Origin of the sequence: Pantoea sp. Pa-EAmG (assembly GCF_030024295.1) — a bacterium.
GTDB classification, from domain to species: Bacteria; Pseudomonadota; Gammaproteobacteria; order Enterobacterales; family Enterobacteriaceae; genus Pantoea; species Pantoea dispersa.
On record NZ_JASEWO010000103.1, the window covers coordinates 1 to 16,529 of the forward strand.

The 16,529-nt window shown below is 57.3% G+C and carries 17 protein-coding genes; 10 read left to right on the plus strand and 7 right to left on the minus strand.

Features of this window, described 5'->3' with window-relative positions; all coding sequences use genetic code 11:
- The 8 genes from QMM04_RS14215 to QMM04_RS14250 form a co-directional block, all read left to right on the plus strand.
- On the plus strand, positions 1-281 hold a 281-nt coding region (locus tag QMM04_RS14215; RefSeq protein ID WP_349253929.1), incomplete at its 5' end, for a fimbrial protein.
- 35 nt (positions 282-316) lie between these two features.
- Positions 317-1,126 carry a hypothetical protein gene (locus QMM04_RS14220; RefSeq protein ID WP_021506929.1) on the plus strand — a complete coding sequence of 270 codons (810 nt, stop codon included), beginning with the start codon at positions 317-319 and terminating at the stop codon, positions 1,124-1,126.
- Between the two features lie 143 nt (positions 1,127-1,269).
- Positions 1,270-2,313 (plus strand): phosphate ABC transporter substrate-binding protein PstS, encoded by a 1,044-nt coding sequence (gene pstS / locus QMM04_RS14225; protein ID WP_021506928.1) that lies wholly within the window; start codon positions 1,270-1,272, stop codon positions 2,311-2,313.
- An 86-nt stretch (positions 2,314-2,399) separates the two neighbouring features.
- Positions 2,400-3,362 (plus strand): phosphate ABC transporter permease PstC, encoded by a 963-nt coding sequence (pstC, locus tag QMM04_RS14230; RefSeq protein ID WP_136546232.1) that lies wholly within the window; start codon positions 2,400-2,402, stop codon positions 3,360-3,362.
- Positions 3,359-4,246: a phosphate ABC transporter permease PstA gene (gene pstA / locus QMM04_RS14235; RefSeq protein WP_282996396.1), complete on the plus strand. Its 888-nt coding sequence runs from the start codon at positions 3,359-3,361 to the stop codon at positions 4,244-4,246. Before pstC ends, pstA begins: the two co-directional genes overlap by 4 nt.
- A 44-nt stretch (positions 4,247-4,290) precedes the next feature.
- Positions 4,291-5,064: a phosphate ABC transporter ATP-binding protein PstB gene (gene pstB, locus QMM04_RS14240; RefSeq protein WP_021506925.1), complete on the plus strand. Its 774-nt coding sequence runs from the start codon at positions 4,291-4,293 to the stop codon at positions 5,062-5,064.
- Positions 5,065-5,078: 14 nt separating this feature from the next.
- Complete coding sequence (phoU, locus tag QMM04_RS14245; RefSeq protein WP_021506924.1) at positions 5,079-5,813, plus strand: phosphate signaling complex protein PhoU; 735 nt, start codon at positions 5,079-5,081, stop codon at positions 5,811-5,813.
- A 119-nt stretch (positions 5,814-5,932) separates the two neighbouring features.
- Positions 5,933-7,171, plus strand: coding sequence for an MFS transporter (locus QMM04_RS14250; RefSeq protein ID WP_136546230.1), 1,239 nt, complete (start codon positions 5,933-5,935; stop codon positions 7,169-7,171).
- A 227-nt stretch (positions 7,172-7,398) separates the two neighbouring features.
- On the opposite strand, the gene yieH is transcribed toward QMM04_RS14250, so the two are convergent.
- On the minus strand, positions 7,399-8,061 hold the full coding sequence (gene yieH, locus QMM04_RS14255; protein ID WP_125310373.1) for a 6-phosphogluconate phosphatase: 663 nt from the start codon (positions 8,059-8,061) through the stop codon (positions 7,399-7,401).
- A gap of 151 nt (positions 8,062-8,212) precedes the next feature.
- Here yieH and QMM04_RS14260 point away from each other — a divergent pair, with 151 nt between their 5' ends.
- Positions 8,213-9,526 carry an NCS2 family permease gene (locus tag QMM04_RS14260; RefSeq protein ID WP_150361076.1) on the plus strand — a complete coding sequence of 438 codons (1,314 nt, stop codon included), beginning with the start codon at positions 8,213-8,215 and terminating at the stop codon, positions 9,524-9,526.
- 27 nt (positions 9,527-9,553) lie between these two features.
- Here the strand turns inward: QMM04_RS14260 and QMM04_RS14265 are convergent, their stop codons facing one another.
- Complete coding sequence (locus QMM04_RS14265) at positions 9,554-10,318, minus strand: 4'-phosphopantetheinyl transferase superfamily protein (RefSeq protein WP_282996397.1); 765 nt, start codon at positions 10,316-10,318, stop codon at positions 9,554-9,556.
- Positions 10,319-10,611: 293 nt separating this feature from the next.
- Here QMM04_RS14265 and QMM04_RS14270 point away from each other — a divergent pair, with 293 nt between their 5' ends.
- Positions 10,612-11,121: a flavin reductase family protein gene (locus tag QMM04_RS14270; RefSeq protein ID WP_031279601.1), complete on the plus strand. Its 510-nt coding sequence runs from the start codon at positions 10,612-10,614 to the stop codon at positions 11,119-11,121.
- A gap of 41 nt (positions 11,122-11,162) precedes the next feature.
- Here the strand turns inward: QMM04_RS14270 and QMM04_RS14275 are convergent, their stop codons facing one another.
- The 5 genes from QMM04_RS14275 to yidC form a co-directional block, all read right to left on the minus strand.
- Positions 11,163-11,753 carry a malonic semialdehyde reductase gene (locus QMM04_RS14275; protein ID WP_021506918.1) on the minus strand — a complete coding sequence of 197 codons (591 nt, stop codon included), beginning with the start codon at positions 11,751-11,753 and terminating at the stop codon, positions 11,163-11,165.
- A 149-nt stretch (positions 11,754-11,902) separates the two neighbouring features.
- A complete protein-coding gene (locus QMM04_RS14280) occupies positions 11,903-13,213 on the minus strand; it encodes a type II toxin-antitoxin system HipA family toxin (RefSeq protein ID WP_282996398.1) in 1,311 nt (436 codons plus the stop codon).
- Positions 13,213-13,470: a helix-turn-helix domain-containing protein gene (locus QMM04_RS14285; protein ID WP_059010267.1), complete on the minus strand. Its 258-nt coding sequence runs from the start codon at positions 13,468-13,470 to the stop codon at positions 13,213-13,215. Before QMM04_RS14285 ends, QMM04_RS14280 begins: the two co-directional genes overlap by 1 nt.
- A 205-nt stretch (positions 13,471-13,675) precedes the next feature.
- Positions 13,676-15,040, minus strand: a complete 1,365-nt coding sequence (gene mnmE, locus QMM04_RS14290; protein WP_282996399.1) for a tRNA uridine-5-carboxymethylaminomethyl(34) synthesis GTPase MnmE — start codon at positions 15,038-15,040, stop codon at positions 13,676-13,678.
- 81 nt (positions 15,041-15,121) lie between these two features.
- A partial coding sequence (gene yidC, locus QMM04_RS14295) for a membrane protein insertase YidC (protein WP_282996400.1) occupies positions 15,122-16,529 on the minus strand: 1,408 nt, incomplete at its 5' end.

The following is a 16,529-nucleotide window of genomic DNA, read 5'->3' on the forward strand; positions in this document are numbered from 1 at the left end:
CGTTAACCTGTAGCAATAATCCCGATAAGAGTATGCGTGTACAAATCAGTGGCACCGGAAGCGCATTTAATTCTGCTTTGCTGGCGACCAGCCAGCGTGATTTGGCGATTCAGATATTAAGCGGTAAAAATGGCGAAAATGCCCTGGCACTGAATAACTGGCTGCCGTTTACCTTTCCTGCGCTGCCCGTCATTCAGGTGGTACCGGTGAAAAAAAACGCCGCGGTGTTAACCAGCGGTGACTTTTCTGCTTTTGCTGCGCTGGTGGTTGAGTACCAGTAGATGATCGGCGTTGACGCAACCACAGGATTAGACCAATGCTAACAGGGCTTGTTTTCCGCTATCTGGCTTTTTTCGCTGGCCTGCTGCTGTTCTTTTCAGCGCAGGCGATGGAAGCCCCGCGCGTGGATGGCATTCGCTGGGTCAACGCAAGCCAGGTTGAAATTACCTGGTCAGTGGTGGATGTCGGTATGATATCCGGCTATGCCCGCTGTAACTCTTCAGAGAGAACCTGCGCAGCAGGCATCGGTGTCAGCGCCTGGTTTATCGGGCATGGCACCGTATTCAGCGCTGCGGGCGGGCCGCAAATTTACGTCGATCAGGGCGAGAGCCTGGCCTCGGTGGCTGAACGTTTTATCCGTTTTAATGGTCGGGGTGGCAAGTTTCTGCGTAACTCAGATACCCGTTATTACAGTTCATACTGCGGCAGCTTTGTGACAGCCTCCGCGACCGTAACTGACTATTCCGGAATGGTTGCGCCCTGGGCACCTTGCGTCAACATTCCGGTGGTGCCGGTATCCTGTTCGGTAAGCGGAGCCGCGCTGAATATTAATCATGGTACGCTGGCCCCGGCCGCCGTTAATGGCGCCAAAGCCAGCGTTAACTTCTCGCTTTTCTGCAACCGTGATGTGAATATCAGTTTTGCGCTTGCCGGTGGGATCAATATCCTCAAACTCAGCAACAACATCAGTACGCTGTTATCACTGGCTGACGGGAGCCTGAATAAACCGCAATTAGTGCGGGCTAACGTGACGACGCCGTTCACGCTGATTTCGACGCTCTCCTCAACAACCCCCAGTCCCGGTAACTTTACCGGCAGCACGGTGGTTTTCATTAATTATCTCTGATTTGCCAGCCGACCCGGTTGTCATATAACTGTCACAATTCGTACATTTCACTGTCATCAAACTGTCCTATTTTGCCTCCAGCAGCAATCAATGACTCTTACTAAAACGGCGTCAAGCCTGATTTTTAATCCCCTGGAGGGAACATGACACTGATGCGTAGCACCGTAGCCCGAATTCTCGCCGCCACCTTCGCAGTAAGCGCGGTTTCTGCTTTTGCAGCCACCGACCTGACAGGCGCAGGCGGGACGTTCCCGGCACCGGTTTATGCCAAGTGGGCAGCAGAGTATCAGCAAGCCACCGGTAGCAAAATCAACTATCAGGGTATTGGTTCCTCGGGTGGCGTGAAGCAAATCATTGCCAAAACCGTGGATTTCGGTGCGTCCGATGCGCCGATGAAAGAAGAAGATCTGCAGAAAAATGGCCTGTTCCAGTTCCCGACGGTGATCGGTGGCGTGGTGCTGGCGGTGAACATTCCCGGCGTTAAATCTGGTGAGCTGACGCTCGACGGTAAAACGGTCGGCGACATCTATCTCGGCACCATCAAAAAGTGGAACGATCCGGCGATCACCAAACTGAACCCGGGCGTGAAGCTGCCAGACACCAACATCAACGTGGTGCGCCGCGCAGATGGTTCCGGCACCTCTTTCGTCTTCACCAGCTACCTGTCTAAAGTGAACGAGACCTGGAACAGCAAAATCGGTAAAGGCAACACCGTCAACTGGCCAACCGGTCTGGGCGGTAAAGGTAACGACGGCGTGGCCGCGTTTGTACAGCGTCTGCCAGGCTCGATTGGCTACGTAGAGTACGCCTACGCCAAACAGAACAACCTGACGTACACCAAACTGGTTGATGCTGATGGCAAGCCGGTGGCACCGAGCGAAGCCAGCTTTGCTAACGCCGCCAAAGGCGCTGACTGGAGCAAATCCTTCGCCCAGGATCTGACCTTCCAGAAAGGCAACGACGCATGGCCGATCACCTCAACCACCTTCATCCTGATCTACAAAGAGCAGGCGAATGCGGAGAAGGGCAGTGAAGTGCTGAAGTTCTTTGACTGGGCGTACAAAGGCGGCAGCAAAACGGCTACGGCGCTGGATTACGCAGCGCTGCCAGAGAGCGTAGCGAATCAGATTCGTGCTGCCTGGAAAGCCAACATCAAAGACAGTTCCGGTAAAGCGCTGTACCAGTAAATGTATGACCCGGCCAGCGCCCGCGCTGGCCAGCCTGATGGGCGGCCTCGTTGCCGCCCTGATTACCCTCTGAGATCGAGAATTCTATGGCTGCCACTAAGCCGACGTTTAAAGCACCGGGCAAGCAAGGCGACATGATATTCGGCGCGCTGGTGAAGCTCTCCGCGCTGATTGTGTTACTGCTGCTGGGTGGCATTATCGTCTCCCTGATTTTCTCCTCCTGGCCGAGCATCCAGAAATTTGGCTTCTCCTTTCTGTGGAGCAAAACCTGGGATGCGCCAAACGAAGAATTTGGTGCGCTGGTGCCGATTTACGGCACCCTCGTAACCTCACTGATTGCCTTAATCATCGCGGTGCCGGTGAGTTTCGGTATCGCCCTGTTTCTGACCGAACTGGCGCCAAACTGGCTGCGCCGTCCGCTGGGTACCGCGATTGAGCTGCTGGCGGCCATTCCCAGCATCGTGTACGGCATGTGGGGCCTGTTTATCTTTGCTCCGCTGTTCGCGGAGTATTTCCAGACGCCGGTTGGCGAGGTGCTGGCAAATATCCCGATCGTCGGCGCGCTGTTCTCCGGTCCGGCCTTCGGCATCGGCATTCTGGCGGCGGGCGTGATCCTCGCCATTATGATCATCCCTTACATCGCCTCGGTGATGCGCGATGTGTTCGAACAGACGCCGGTGATGATGAAAGAGTCGGCCTACGGCATCGGCTGTACCACCTGGGAAGTGATCTGGCGCATCGTGCTGCCGTTTACCAAAAACGGCGTGATCGGCGGCGTGATGCTGGGTCTCGGCCGCGCGCTGGGCGAAACCATGGCGGTCACCTTTATCATCGGTAATACCTACCAGCTGGACAGCGCATCGCTGTTTATGCCCGGCAACAGTATCACCTCGGCGCTGGCGAACGAGTTCGCCGAAGCCGAATCCGGCGTGCACGTGGCGGCGTTGATGGAGCTTGGCCTGATTCTGTTCGTGATTACCTTTATCGTTCTGGCGATCTCCAAACTGATGATCCTGCGTCTGGCGAAGAGTGAAGGAGCCCGTTCATGACAGCAATTGAAATGCAGGCGCGCGCCGAGCTGGAAGCCTCACGCCGTAAAATGCAGGCGTGGCGCAGCACCAAAAACAAAATTGCCCTGACGCTTTCGCTGCTGACCATGGCGTTCGGCCTGTTCTGGCTGATCTGGATTCTGTTCACCACCGTCACGAAAGGGATCGATGGCCTGAGCTGGACGCTGTTTACCGAATCCACGCCGCCGCCCAACACCGCGGGCGGTGGTCTGGCGAACGCCCTGGCGGGCAGCGGCCTGCTGATCTTCTGGTCCACCTTCTTTGGCACGCCGCTGGGCATTCTGGCGGGTATCTACCTGGCAGAATATGGCCGCAAGCACTGGCTGGCGGAAGTGATTCGCTTCATTAACGACATCCTGCTGTCCGCACCGTCAATTGTGGTCGGCCTGTTCGTGTACACCATCGTGGTGGCGCAGATGCAGCACTTCTCCGGCTGGGCCGGTGTGATAGCGCTGGCGCTGCTGCAGGTGCCTATTGTGATTCGTACCACCGAAAATATGCTGCGGCTGGTGCCGGACAGCATGCGTGAAGCGGCATATGCGCTGGGCACGCCGAAGTGGAGGATGATCTCGGCTATTACGCTGAAAGCCTCGGTCTCCGGCATCATTACCGGTGTGCTGCTGGCGATTGCGCGCATTGCCGGTGAAACCGCACCGCTGCTGTTCACCGCGCTGTCGAACCAGTTCTGGAGCACCGACATGATGCAGCCGCTGGCCAACCTGCCGGTGACCATCTTCAAATTCGCCATGAGCCCGTTTGCCGAATGGCAGAGCCTGGCGTGGGCCGGTGTGCTGATTATTACGCTGTGCGTGCTGCTGCTGAACATCGTGGCGCGCGTGATTTTCGCCAAAGGCAAACACTAATTTTCCGGCGCGGCTTCGGCGGCGCTGCACATGAGAGATGAGCAATGAGTATGGCAACTCCTTCTGCCGGTAAAATTCAGGTGCGCAATCTGAACTTCCACTACGGTAAGTTCCACGCGCTGAAGAACATTAATCTGGATATCGCCAAAAACCAGGTGACGGCGTTTATCGGTCCGTCGGGCTGCGGCAAATCCACCCTGCTGCGCACCTTCAACAAAATGTACTCGCTCTATCCGGAGCAGCGTGCTGAGGGTGAAATTCTGCTGGATGGCGACAACATTCTGGCATCGCATCAGGATATCGCCCTGCTGCGCGCGCGCGTCGGCATGGTGTTCCAGAAGCCGACGCCGTTTCCGATGTCGATTTATGACAACATCGCCTTTGGCGTGCGGCTGTTTGAGAAGCTGTCGCGTGCCGATATGGACGAGCGCGTGCAGTGGGCGCTGAGCAAAGCCGCGCTGTGGAATGAAACCAAAGACAAGCTGCACCAGAGCGGTTACAGTCTCTCCGGCGGTCAGCAGCAGCGCCTGTGCATCGCGCGCGGCATCGCGATTCGCCCGGAAGTGCTGCTGCTGGATGAGCCATGTTCGGCGCTGGATCCGATCTCTACCGGACGCATCGAAGAGCTGATCACCGAGCTGAAGCAGGATTACACCGTGGTCATCGTGACCCACAACATGCAACAGGCGGCGCGCTGTTCCGATCACACGGCGTTTATGTATCTGGGCGAGCTGATTGAGTTCAGCGACACCGACACGCTGTTTACCAAGCCAGCGCAGAAGCAGACAGAAGATTACATCACCGGTCGTTACGGCTGATTCAGGAGAGAAACATGGATAATTTAAATCTGAACAAACATATCTCCGGTCAGTTCAACGCGGAGCTGGAGCACATTCGTACTCAGGTGATGATCATGGGTGGCATGGTGGAGCAGCAGCTTACCGATGCCATCACCGCGATGCATAACCAGGATGGCGAACTGGCGCGCCGGGTGATCGATGGTGACCAGAAGGTCAACATGATGGAAGTGGAGATCGATGAAGCCTGTGTGCGCATCATCGCCAAGCGTCAGCCTACCGCCAGCGACCTGCGTCTGGTGATGGCGATCATCAAAACCATTTCGGAGCTGGAACGCATCGGCGACGTGGCGGAGAAGATCAGCCGTACCGCGCTGGAGAAGTTCGGTCAGCAGCATCTGCCGCTGCTGGTGAGCCTCGAGTCGCTCGGGCATCACACCGTGCAAATGCTGCACGATGTGCTGGATGCCTTCGCGCGCATGGATCTCAACGAAGCCATCAAGATCTACCGCGAAGACAAAAAGGTGGATAAAGAGTACGAAGGTATTGTGCGCCAGCTGATGACCTACATGATGGAAGATCCGCGCACCATTCCCAGCGTGCTCACCGCGCTGTTCTGCGCGCGCGCCATCGAGCGCATCGGTGACCGCTGCCAGAACATCTGCGAAATTATCTTCTATTTCGTGAAAGGTCAGGATTTCCGTCACGTTGGCGGTGACAAGCTGGATGAACTGCTGTCGGGCGACGACGGCAGCAATAAACCCTCCTGATTGACGTGATGACTGCCTGTTAGCGCTGAGGCTGACAGGCAGTGCGCTTGATTTCTGCCTGTTCTCAACCTGCCGCTCTCTTTATACTTGGCGCACATTTTTCTGCCAGGTGCTGTTTTATGTCCTCTGCAAATAACAACAAAACCGCCGTTACGCCGGCGAAAGCGATGGTGGCTGCCGTCAGCGGCTATGCCATGGATGGATTTGATCTGCTGATTCTGGGCTTTATGCTGCCGGCGATCAGCGTGTCGCTGGCGCTGGATGCGTCGCAGGCCGGTTCGCTGGTGACCTGGACGCTGATCGGCGCGGTGGTCGGCGGCATTGTGTTTGGTCATCTGAGCGATCGCTACGGCCGCATCCGCATCCTGACCGTGACGATCCTGATGTTCTCGCTGTTCACCGGGCTGTGCGCCGTGGCGCAGGGCTACTGGGATCTGCTGGCGTATCGTACGCTGGCCGGCATGGGGCTGGGCGGTGAGTTTGGCATCGGCATGGCGCTGATTGCCGAAGCCTGGCCGAAGGAGAAGCGTAACCGCGCCTCGGCGTGGGTGGGTATCGGCTGGCAGCTCGGCGTATTGCTGGCGGCCTTTATCACGCCGCCGCTGCTGAGCGTGATTGGCTGGCGCGGTATGTTCCTGGTTGGCCTGCTGCCGGCGCTGGTGTCGTTTGTGATTCGCCGCAGCATGGGCGAGCCGGAAGCCTTCACCCGCCATGTGGAAAAAACCCCGCAGCTCTCCTTTTCCGCGCGCATTAAACTGCTGTTTGCCGATCGCGCCACCAGCAAAGCCAGCCTCGGCATTCTGATTCTTTGTTCAGTGCAGAATTTTGGCTATTACGGCCTGATGATCTGGATGCCAAGCTATCTCTCTTCCAGCTTCGGCTTCAGCCTGACCAAATCCGGCCTGTGGACGGCCGTTACGGTGGTGGGCATGACGTTCGGCATCTGGCTGTTCGGCGTACTGGCGGACCGCTTTGCGCGCTGGAAGATTTTCCTGCTGTACCAGTTTGGTGCCGTGGCGATGGTGGTGGTTTACGCCCAGCTGCGCGACCCGACGGTGATGCTGTTTACCGGTGCCATCATGGGGATGTTTGTTAACGGCATGATTGGTGGTTACGGCGCGCTAATCTCGGACACTTTCCCACCGCAGGCGCGCGCCACCGCGCAGAATGTGCTGTTCAACCTCGGCCGCGGCGTCGGCGGTTTCGGTCCGCTGGTGATCGGCATGCTGGCCACGCATATTTCGTTCACCGCTGCGATTACGCTGCTGGCGCTGATTTACCTGCTGGATATTGTCGCCACGCTATTCCTGCTGCCAAAAAGCCAGGGCAATGAGGATTCGCTGGGCGCGATTGGGTGATTTTTTCCCCTCACCCTAACCCTCTCCCGCAAACGGGAGAGGGAACCGTCTGGTGCGGTATGTGGGTGGGCACTTTTGTTCAGCCCCGCCCGATCGGCCCCTTCTTCGGCAAACGGGAGAGGGAACTGTCTGGTGCGGTATGTGGGTGGGCACTTTTGTTCAACCCCGCTCGATCGGCCCCTTCTCCCGCTGGCGGGAGAAGGCTGGGATGAGGGGGCTGCGCGCACTTACCTGACCAAATCCCAGCCACGTGCACGCCACAGCGCTGGCAGCTGCGCCATATCGTCAAAACGCGTCACCAGCGGGTGATCAATCACCGGATTGTGTGCATCGGCACAATAGTAAAACACCGGTATGCCAGCGGCGATGCCAGCCCGCGCGCCAGCCTCTGAATCATCCACCAGAATGCACTTTTCAATCGGCACCTGCATCTGTTCCGCCGCGTGATACATCAGCTCCGGATCCGGCTTCCAGTGATTAATGTCATAGCCACTGTACAGGCGTCCGCTCAGATACGGCAGCATGCCGGTCAGCCCCAGCGAATGCTCCATCTTCTTCACCGTACCGTTCGACACCACGCACATCGGCACCTTCACGCGCTCCACCAGCGCTCTGGCGCCGGTAATCGGCTGCAGATCAAGATCAAACAGGCGCGCTACTTCCGCGCGGTAGGCACTCTCCACCTCAGCCAGCGGCAGCGTCACCTGATGCTGCGCCGTCACATCGCGGATGATGTCGTAAAGCTTCACCCCTTTGTACTGCTCAAACATCTGCTGCAGCGAGAGTTCGATACCGTAACGGGCAAAGGTGTTGACGTAGGACTGCGTGCAGATCACTTCGCTGTCGACCAGCGTGCCGTCGCAATCAAAAAAGATACATTCAACTGACATCGCGCCTCATCCTTTTAGTAAACAATAAGCTGTCACTCTAGCGCACCCAGCGCAGAAAGCGACCCCAGGCAACCGGTTGCGAAAAATCAGTGTTTTGCGGCGCTAAAGTCTATAGGATACGCGGCGATAAATTTTTCATCGGAACAGCGAAATGAACGAGCAGGGCCTTTTGCAGCGTATTTTCAGGCTGCAGGAACACGGAACCACCGCGCGCACCGAAGTGATTGCCGGTTTCACTACTTTCCTGACGATGGTGTACATCGTCTTCGTTAACCCGCAGATTCTTGGTGCCGCAGGCATGGACACCCAGGCGGTGTTTGTTACCACCTGCGTGATTGCTGCGTTCGGCAGCATCCTGATGGGGCTGGTCGCCAATCTGCCGGTGGCGCTGGCACCGGCCATGGGCCTCAACGCCTTCTTTGCCTTTGTGGTGGTGGGTGCGATGGGCTACTCGTGGCAGGTTGGTATGGGCGCGATCTTCTGGGGCGCGCTGGGGCTGCTGATCCTGACGCTGCTGCGCGTACGCTACTGGATGATCGCCAATATTCCGCTCAGCCTGCGCGTGGGCATCACCGCCGGTATTGGTCTGTTCATCGCCATGATGGGGCTGAAAAACGCCGGCATTATTGTGCCCAACGCGGACACCATCGTGACCGTCGGCAACCTGGCCTCGCACAACGTGCTGCTCGGCGCGCTCGGCTTCTTTATCATTGCGATTCTGGCGTCGCGCAACATCCACGCGGCGGTGCTGGTCTCTATCGTCGTGACCACCGCGATCGGTCTGCTGCTGGGCGACGTGAAGTTTACCGGGCTGTTCGCCACGCCGCCGGCCATCACCTCTGTGGTCGGCCAGGTCGATATCAAAGGCGCGTTCAACGTGAGCATGGCTGGCGTGATCTTCGCCTTCATGCTGGTCAATCTGTTTGACTCATCCGGTACGCTGATTGGCGTAACCGATAAAGCGGGCCTGACCGATGAGAAAGGTACTTTTCCGCGCATGAAACAGGCGCTGTACGTGGATAGCATCAGCTCCGTCACCGGTTCGCTGATCGGCACCTCTTCGGTGACGGCGTACATCGAAAGCTCATCCGGCGTGGCGATTGGTGGCCGTACCGGCCTGATGGCGGTAGTGACCGGTATCCTGTTCCTGCTGGTGATGTTCCTGTCGCCGCTGGCAGCCATGGTGCCAGCCTATGCGGCGGCCGGCGCGCTGATTTATGTCGGCGTACTGATGACGGCTTCGCTGGCGCGCGTGCGCTGGGACGATCTCACCGAAGCGGTGCCGGCGTTTGTCACGGCGGCGATGATGCCGTTCAGCTTCTCGATCACCGAAGGTATTGCGCTCGGTTTTATCTCCTACTGCGTGATGAAACTCGGTACCGGACGCTGGCGTGAAATCAGCCCGTGCGTGGTGGTGGTGGCGCTGCTGTTTGTGCTGAAAATCGCTTTTATCGACGCGCACTAAACGCAACAGGCCGCGGGTGCGGCCTGGTTATCCGGGATGCCTGACTTCCGGCTGACTGGCGACACGCTCGCCGGGCAGACTGGTGAGGCGCAGGGTGCGCGGCCCGATGTTGGGTTTGCTCATCTCCACATCGCGCAGCGACTGCCACTGCTGCTGCGCATCAATCTCCCACAGCCGTAAACGCTCAGTGCCGGGCGACAGCGCGCAGGACCACACCAGCGTCGGCTCGGCATCACACACCGCCTGAATATCGGGATAGACGCTGGATCGCAGCCGGCCGGCCGCCGGATGCAGCCGCAGCGCATCAATACCGCTGTTGGCTTCGCCGGTCAGTTTGAGGATGCTCTGGCGTAGCGTCCAGATCTGCGTCACCGCTTCCATAAAATCCTGCTGGGCGTTAATCCACGCCTTTTCACCCGATGACAGCCCGTGCGTGAGCGCATCCTGCGCCTGACGGCTATGCGCCCGAACGATTTCCATATCCAGGCCAGCGCGCCCGCCTTCTTCCGCCAGCAGCACGCCGACCATGTTACCGGCATAGGAGATACTGAAGTCAGGCAGATTAGGATCGGCAAAGCAGGGACGACCGCTGCTACTGGCGATCAGCGGTGGCAGGTCACGAATACCATAGACGCGCAGCATCAGCTGGGCCAGCAGCGCGCGTGCGGCAAGAAAGCGGCCGCGGCGCTTATCAGGCAGGTGCCCGGCGCTGGTCATCACATCCTGTGGAACCCGCATGGTCTCTGGGGTGAGGGGCGGGTTAACCACCCAACGAACAAAATGACTAGCCATCTGTCGCTCCGTGAAAATGGTCGGATAATCATCAGGGCTATTGTAAGAATTTTCTCATGGGTTTGCATCCGGCTTACGCTGGATAGCCAGTAAATTCAGATAAGGACGAGGCGAATCTCATTGCCATGAGCTGCAATTTAATATGAGGCTTTTGCACATTGGTGTCGGATGGGGTGCCGAAGCGGCGGATGTGGTGTAGGATTTGGACAGGAAAGAGCTGCACAATGAAGTGCTTAAATTATTCACCTATCTGCCAATCGTGCGCATCGCAAACCATGCACGTCGGAGTTGTTATGTCTGTTACCTCTCTTGCTCGCCAGGAATCGATCTCGCTGGATGAATTTCGTCACGGCATGCGCCGTCTCACTGCCGGTGTCTCGCTGGTGACCACCTCATCCAGCGGGGAAAAGTTCGGGCTGATCGCCACCTCGGTCAGTTCACTGGCGGCGGAACCGCCCAGCCTGCTGGTCTGCGTTAACCGCAGCGCATCAAGCCACGATGCCATTCTGCAGGCGGGCTACTTTGCCGTGAACGTTCTGCGCGAGCAGCACGATGACCTGTGCGCGCAGTTCAGCTCGCCGACGCGCCGCGCTGAGCGTTTCCAGAGTGGTGAATGGCAAACCCTTAATACGGGCGCGCCCGTGCTGGCTGATGCGCTGGTGAGCTTCGATTGTCAGCTGGAAAAAACGGTGGAGTGGAACACCCACAGCGTGCTGCTGGCGCGTATCGTTGGTATTGCGCTGCCGGGCGAAGCGACAGCGCCGATGGTCTACTTCAACAGCGGTTTTCACTCGCTGGGCTAAGTCATGGCGCAGCGCGTCGTGCGGCTGCGCTGCTTAACGTATCAGGCAAATTTGCTGGCTTCGTCAAAGCTCAGACGCGGCAGGCGCGGATGCAGTTTGCTGGCTTCGCCATAGCCGAGGTTGATCAGTAAGTTGACCTGCCAGTTATTTTCGCTGAAGAACGCGGCGTTAACTTTAGCCGGATCAAAACCGGACATCGGGCCGGCATCGAGTCCCAGCGAGCGGGCCGCCAGAATCAGATAGCCCGCCTGCAGGCTGCTGTTGCGAAACGCGGTCTCTTTGGCCAAATCCGGGCTGCTGGTAAACCAGCTGCGTGCATCGCCATGCGGGAACAGTTTTGGCAGTGCTTCATAAAAGGTCGGATCCCACGCCACAATCACCGTCACCGGTGCCGCCATGGTCTTATCCACATTGCCTGAGGAGAGCGCCGGTTTCAGCTTCTCTTTACCTTCCTGAGACGTCACGAACACAAAGCGGCCCGGCGAGCAGTTGGCTGAGGTCGGCCCCAGCGCCGTCAGCGCATAGAGCTGCTTCAGCACCTCCTGCGAAATCGGTTTATCCTGCCAGTAGCTATGGGTGCGGGCTTCAGTAAACAGCGCGTTCAGCGCCACGCTGTCGAGCGGTGTACTCATGTTTCTCTCCTGTTCAGGCAACAACCTGCGCCTGATTTTTAGCATGAATAATGGATGTGGCCGCTGCGTTTACGCGGCGACCCTCAACCGTTATACGACAAAGGCGAGGGCGCGCCAAATAACAAACACGCATGACAACCGTTGAACGTTTACTGCTGCAGACGCGCGGCCCGCGCCTTAAAGCCATTGAGGATGGTCTGGCTCACGCGTAACGGGAAGGCTGCAGGGATTTGCTCCTGCACGCGTTGGATCACTTCTGGCGTCCTGGCTCTGAACTCATCGAGGATATGTACCATCGCCGTCAGGGCAAATTTTGTCGTTTTTGCGGTTTCCATAAAATGGCGGGGAAAAATGTGTTCGATGGCGGCTTTCCGGCCTTTGCTCCCGTTCAGTCCCATTGCCAGCTTTGCATCACGAATGTGTAATCCCGCACCGCCAATCACGGGATAAATGGAAAGAATGTCGTAAAACGGCGTCAGGCGAAAACGTCCTTCCGCTTCGATAAAAATAGAAAAGTTTTTGGCATGGCCATCTGTGGCCGCCAGCAGCCAAAACAGGACCTGAGCTTTCATGAAATCATATCGATCCTGTTCTGCATTAACTGAGTTCAGGAGATAATCCATAATCGCAGAGATGCCCGGGCCGCCGTGGCTTTCATATTTTCCTGCCGCGGGTACATTCAGCACCTGACAAAAATCTTCCTGGGGTAACCGCATGATCCACTGTCCATCCGACGCATAACGCCGATCAAACCGCTCCACGGCCAGTGCTTTAATTTTCCCGGTGTTTACGATAAAGCAGGGGGGAACTTTCAGGCCAAATTCTCTGGCAATCAGCGTACAAAGCCACTCATTCTCCACACTATCTGAAAGATCGATGCGATGTGAATGGCTCTGAATATTGCCAATCGGCAATTTTAAAATGTGGGTGGTGGGCGTATTGCCCTGCGGCAGGCACCACTGTTGATCGATGCGTAACAGCGCCGTTTTCTCCTGCGCGCCAGCCAGTGAAATACGAAAATCCGTTAGCTCTTCCAGCATGCCAAGCGGTGCGCCTGACTGATAGCCTGAAAGGATTTTTTCCAGTTCGCTATCGCTTAACCTGCGGTAATCGATCGTTCGGACAGTGTGCGGTTTACTGTCAGGCGGTAACAATTGCAGCGCACCAATGGTGTCGCTGCCGACCTTTGCGAGTAAGTCAAAGGGCTGGGTGGAGCTGGCCTGATAGCGAGACAGAATACGTGCGCGAATTTCAGGGTTATCAGGCAGCAGGTTATCAAAAAAGTTATAGACCTCCGCGCCCTTGTAAGGCTGGTGGCGCAAAGGCATGGAGAGGGATATCGGTCGGCTACCCGGCTGATTCAGCCAGCTCTCATAATATCTGAAGGTGTGTGCACCGGTTGCTGCCCTGCTGAAAACGCCTGTCCGATAGCCGTTCATGTAGACATCCAGTTCTGTCATCACCACTCCTCCTTCCAGCCGTCCGGGTCCTGTTTGGCCGATGGCAAACCACGGGGTTTTATCTCCATTTCCAGATCCAGAGCAGCGAGAATACGAAACAGCGTGTCCAGTCGGGTGGTTTCTGGCTGTAGCTCAAAGCTCGAGACGGTATCCTGACGAATCCCAATTTTGCTGGCGACTTTCGCTTGCGAGAGTGACTCTGTGAGTCTTTTATCTTTGAGATAAGAACTTAATTGTTTGGCGCTGGTGATTTTCATAGCGGCGCTCCAGTCTGGCAACCGTGATACCATTACACGCTATTGCGTGTGAATCAAGGTTTACCCGCTATCACAGGTAATCCCGGCTTCACGCGCAACTGGCGGTAGTGAACTGGGGGTTAACGCGGGTTAATACCGGGAAGAACAGCGTGGAGTAGCTGACGAACGGTAGAGACGCCGCCAGCCATTAATATAAAGGTTTGTTTTACTTACCAATACAAAAGCTGGAGAAAATCCGGCCCAGCAGGTCGTCGGAGGTAAACTCGCCGGTGATTTCGCTCAGCGCCTGCTGCGCCAGCCGCAGCTCTTCGGCCAGCAGTTCGCCCGCCCAGGCTCCCAGCAGCTGCTCTTTGCCCTGCTGTAAGTGAGTGGCTGCTAACTCCAGCGCCTGCAGATGGCGGCGACGCGCGAGGAAGCCGCCTTCCATATTGCCGGCGAAGCCCATGCTCTGTTTCAGATGCTCACGCAGCGTATCGACGCCAGCGCCGGTGCGCGCCGACAGGCGAATAAGTGAGTGGCCATTTACTTCTGTCAGGCCCAGCGTTTCACCGGTCATGTCCGCTTTATTACGTACCACGGTAATCGGCAACGCAGCCGGTAAGCGCGCCACGAAATCAGGCCAGATGGCGGCGGCTTCAGTGGCGTCAGTGGTGGTGCCATCCACCATGAACAGGACGCGATCCGCCTGCTCAATCTCCTGCCAGGCGCGTTCAATGCCGATACGTTCCACTTCGTCGCTGGCTTCACGCAAACCGGCGGTATCGATGATGTGCAGCGGCATGCCGTCGATGTGGATGTGCTCGCGCAGCACGTCACGCGTGGTGCCAGCGATATCCGTGACGATCGCTGCTTCGCGTCCGGCCAGTGCGTTGAGCAGGCTCGATTTCCCGGCGTTGGGACGACCGGCAATCACCACTTTCATCCCTTCACGCAGCAGGCTGCCCTGACGCGCTTCGGCGCGCACGCCGTTGAGATCGCCGATCACCGCATTCAGCTGCGCTTCGATTTTGCCGTCGGAAAGGAAGTCGATCTCCTCATCCGGAAAATCAATCGCTGCTTCCACATAGATGCGCAAGTGAGTAAGTGCTTCCACTAACGCATTAACGCGCAGTGAAAAGGCACCCTGCAGCGAGTTGACGGCGGAGCGGGCGGCCTGCTCGGAGCTGGCATCAATCAGATCGGCAATCGCTTCTGCCTGCGCCAGGTCGAGCTTGTCATTCAGAAAGGCGCGTTCCGAGAACTCGCCCGGCTGCGCAATGCGCACACCCGGCAGCGCCACAATGCGCTTCAGCAGCAGATCGAGAATCACCGGACCGCCGTGGCCCTGCAGTTCCAGCACATCTTCACCGGTGAAGGAGTTCGGACCCGGGAACCACAGCGCGATGCCCTTATCCAGCACGCTGCCATCAGCATCGTTAAAGGGCAGATAGTCGGCGTAGCGCGGCTTCGGCAGCTTGCCCAGCACGGCCTGCGCCACTTCAGCGGCTTTGCCACCGGAAATACGCAGAATACCGACGCCACCACGGCCGGGAGGCGTCGCCTGGGCAACAATAGTGTCACTGTGGCTCATAAGTACCTTCTTCCAAAAAAAAACAGGGCGGCATAAATGCCGCCCCTGGAGATGTTGCGTCCTGCTCAGCGTTGCCGGGCGTTACGCTTTCTTCTTGTCGCGGCTGTGTAAACCACGCTTTTCCAGCCCGCGATAAATCAGCTGCTGCTGGAGAATGGTTACCAGGTTGCTGACGATGTAGTACAGCACCAGACCTGACGGGAACCACAGGAAGAACACGGTAAAGATAACCGGCATGTAAGTCATGATCTTCTGCTGCATCGGATCGGTCACGGTGGTCGGTGACATCTTCTGAATGAAGAACATGGTGATACCCATGATGACCGGCAGAATATAGTACGGGTCCTGCGCGGACAGGTCATGGATCCACAGTACAAACGGAGCATGACGCAGTTCAACGGAACCGGACAGCATGTAGTACAGCGCCAGGAAGATTGGCATCTGGATAACCAGTGGCAGACAGCCGCCCAGCGGGTTCACTTTCTCCGCCTTATACAGCGCCATCATCTCCTGGCTCTGCTTCTGCTTATCATCACCCAGACGCTCACGCATGGCCTGAATCTTCGGCTGCAGCATACGCATCTTGGCCATCGAGGTGTACTGCGCTTTGGTCAGCGGGTACATGATGCCACGCACGATGAAGGTGATAACGATAATGGAGAAGCCCCAGTTACCGATAAAGCTGTGCAGGAATTTCAGCAGCTTAAACAGCGGCTGAGAGATGAACCACAGCCAGCCGTAATCCACGGTCAGATCGAGGTGCGGCGCGATAGCGGCCATTTTGTCCTGGATTTCCGGACCGACCCACAGAGTGGCACCGAGATCCTGCTGCGCGCCGGCGGCGATGGTCACAGGCGCCGACTTATAGCCGATTGCCGCCACACCATTGCCGAGATTGCTGGTGTACAGCGTATTGTTACCCTGAGTGCGCGGCACCCATGCGGTCGCAAAGTACTGCTGCAGCATCGCCACCCAGCCGTTGCTGGTGGTGGTGTTCAGGTTCTCGTTATCGGCGATGGTATCGAATTTGTATTTTTCATACTTCGCATCGCTGGTCGAGTAAGCGGCACCACGGAAAGTGTGCAGCGCAAAGTTATTGCTGCCGGTATCGCGATGCTTCGGCAGATCGATCGTCTGCTTCAGCTGACCAAACATCGCCACTTCCAGCGGCTGCTGCGAGGCGTTATTGATGTTGTAGTCGACGTTAACCGCGAATTCGCCACGTTTGAACACGAAGGTTTTGGTGTAAACCACGCCGTTCTCACCGGTCCAGCTCAGCGGCACGCGCAGCTCGGTCTGGCCATCGGCCATCTCGAAGTGATCCTGGGAAGCGGTATACAGCGGACGTGCGCCGTTGTTCGGGTTATCCGGACCGTTACGGCCGGTTAAGCCGCTCTGCGCCTGATAAACGAAGGCCGGAGTGGTTTCCAGCAGCTGGAACGGTGCGTCTGAACCCAGTTTGTCCGGGTAAGTCAGCAGCTGTGCCTGC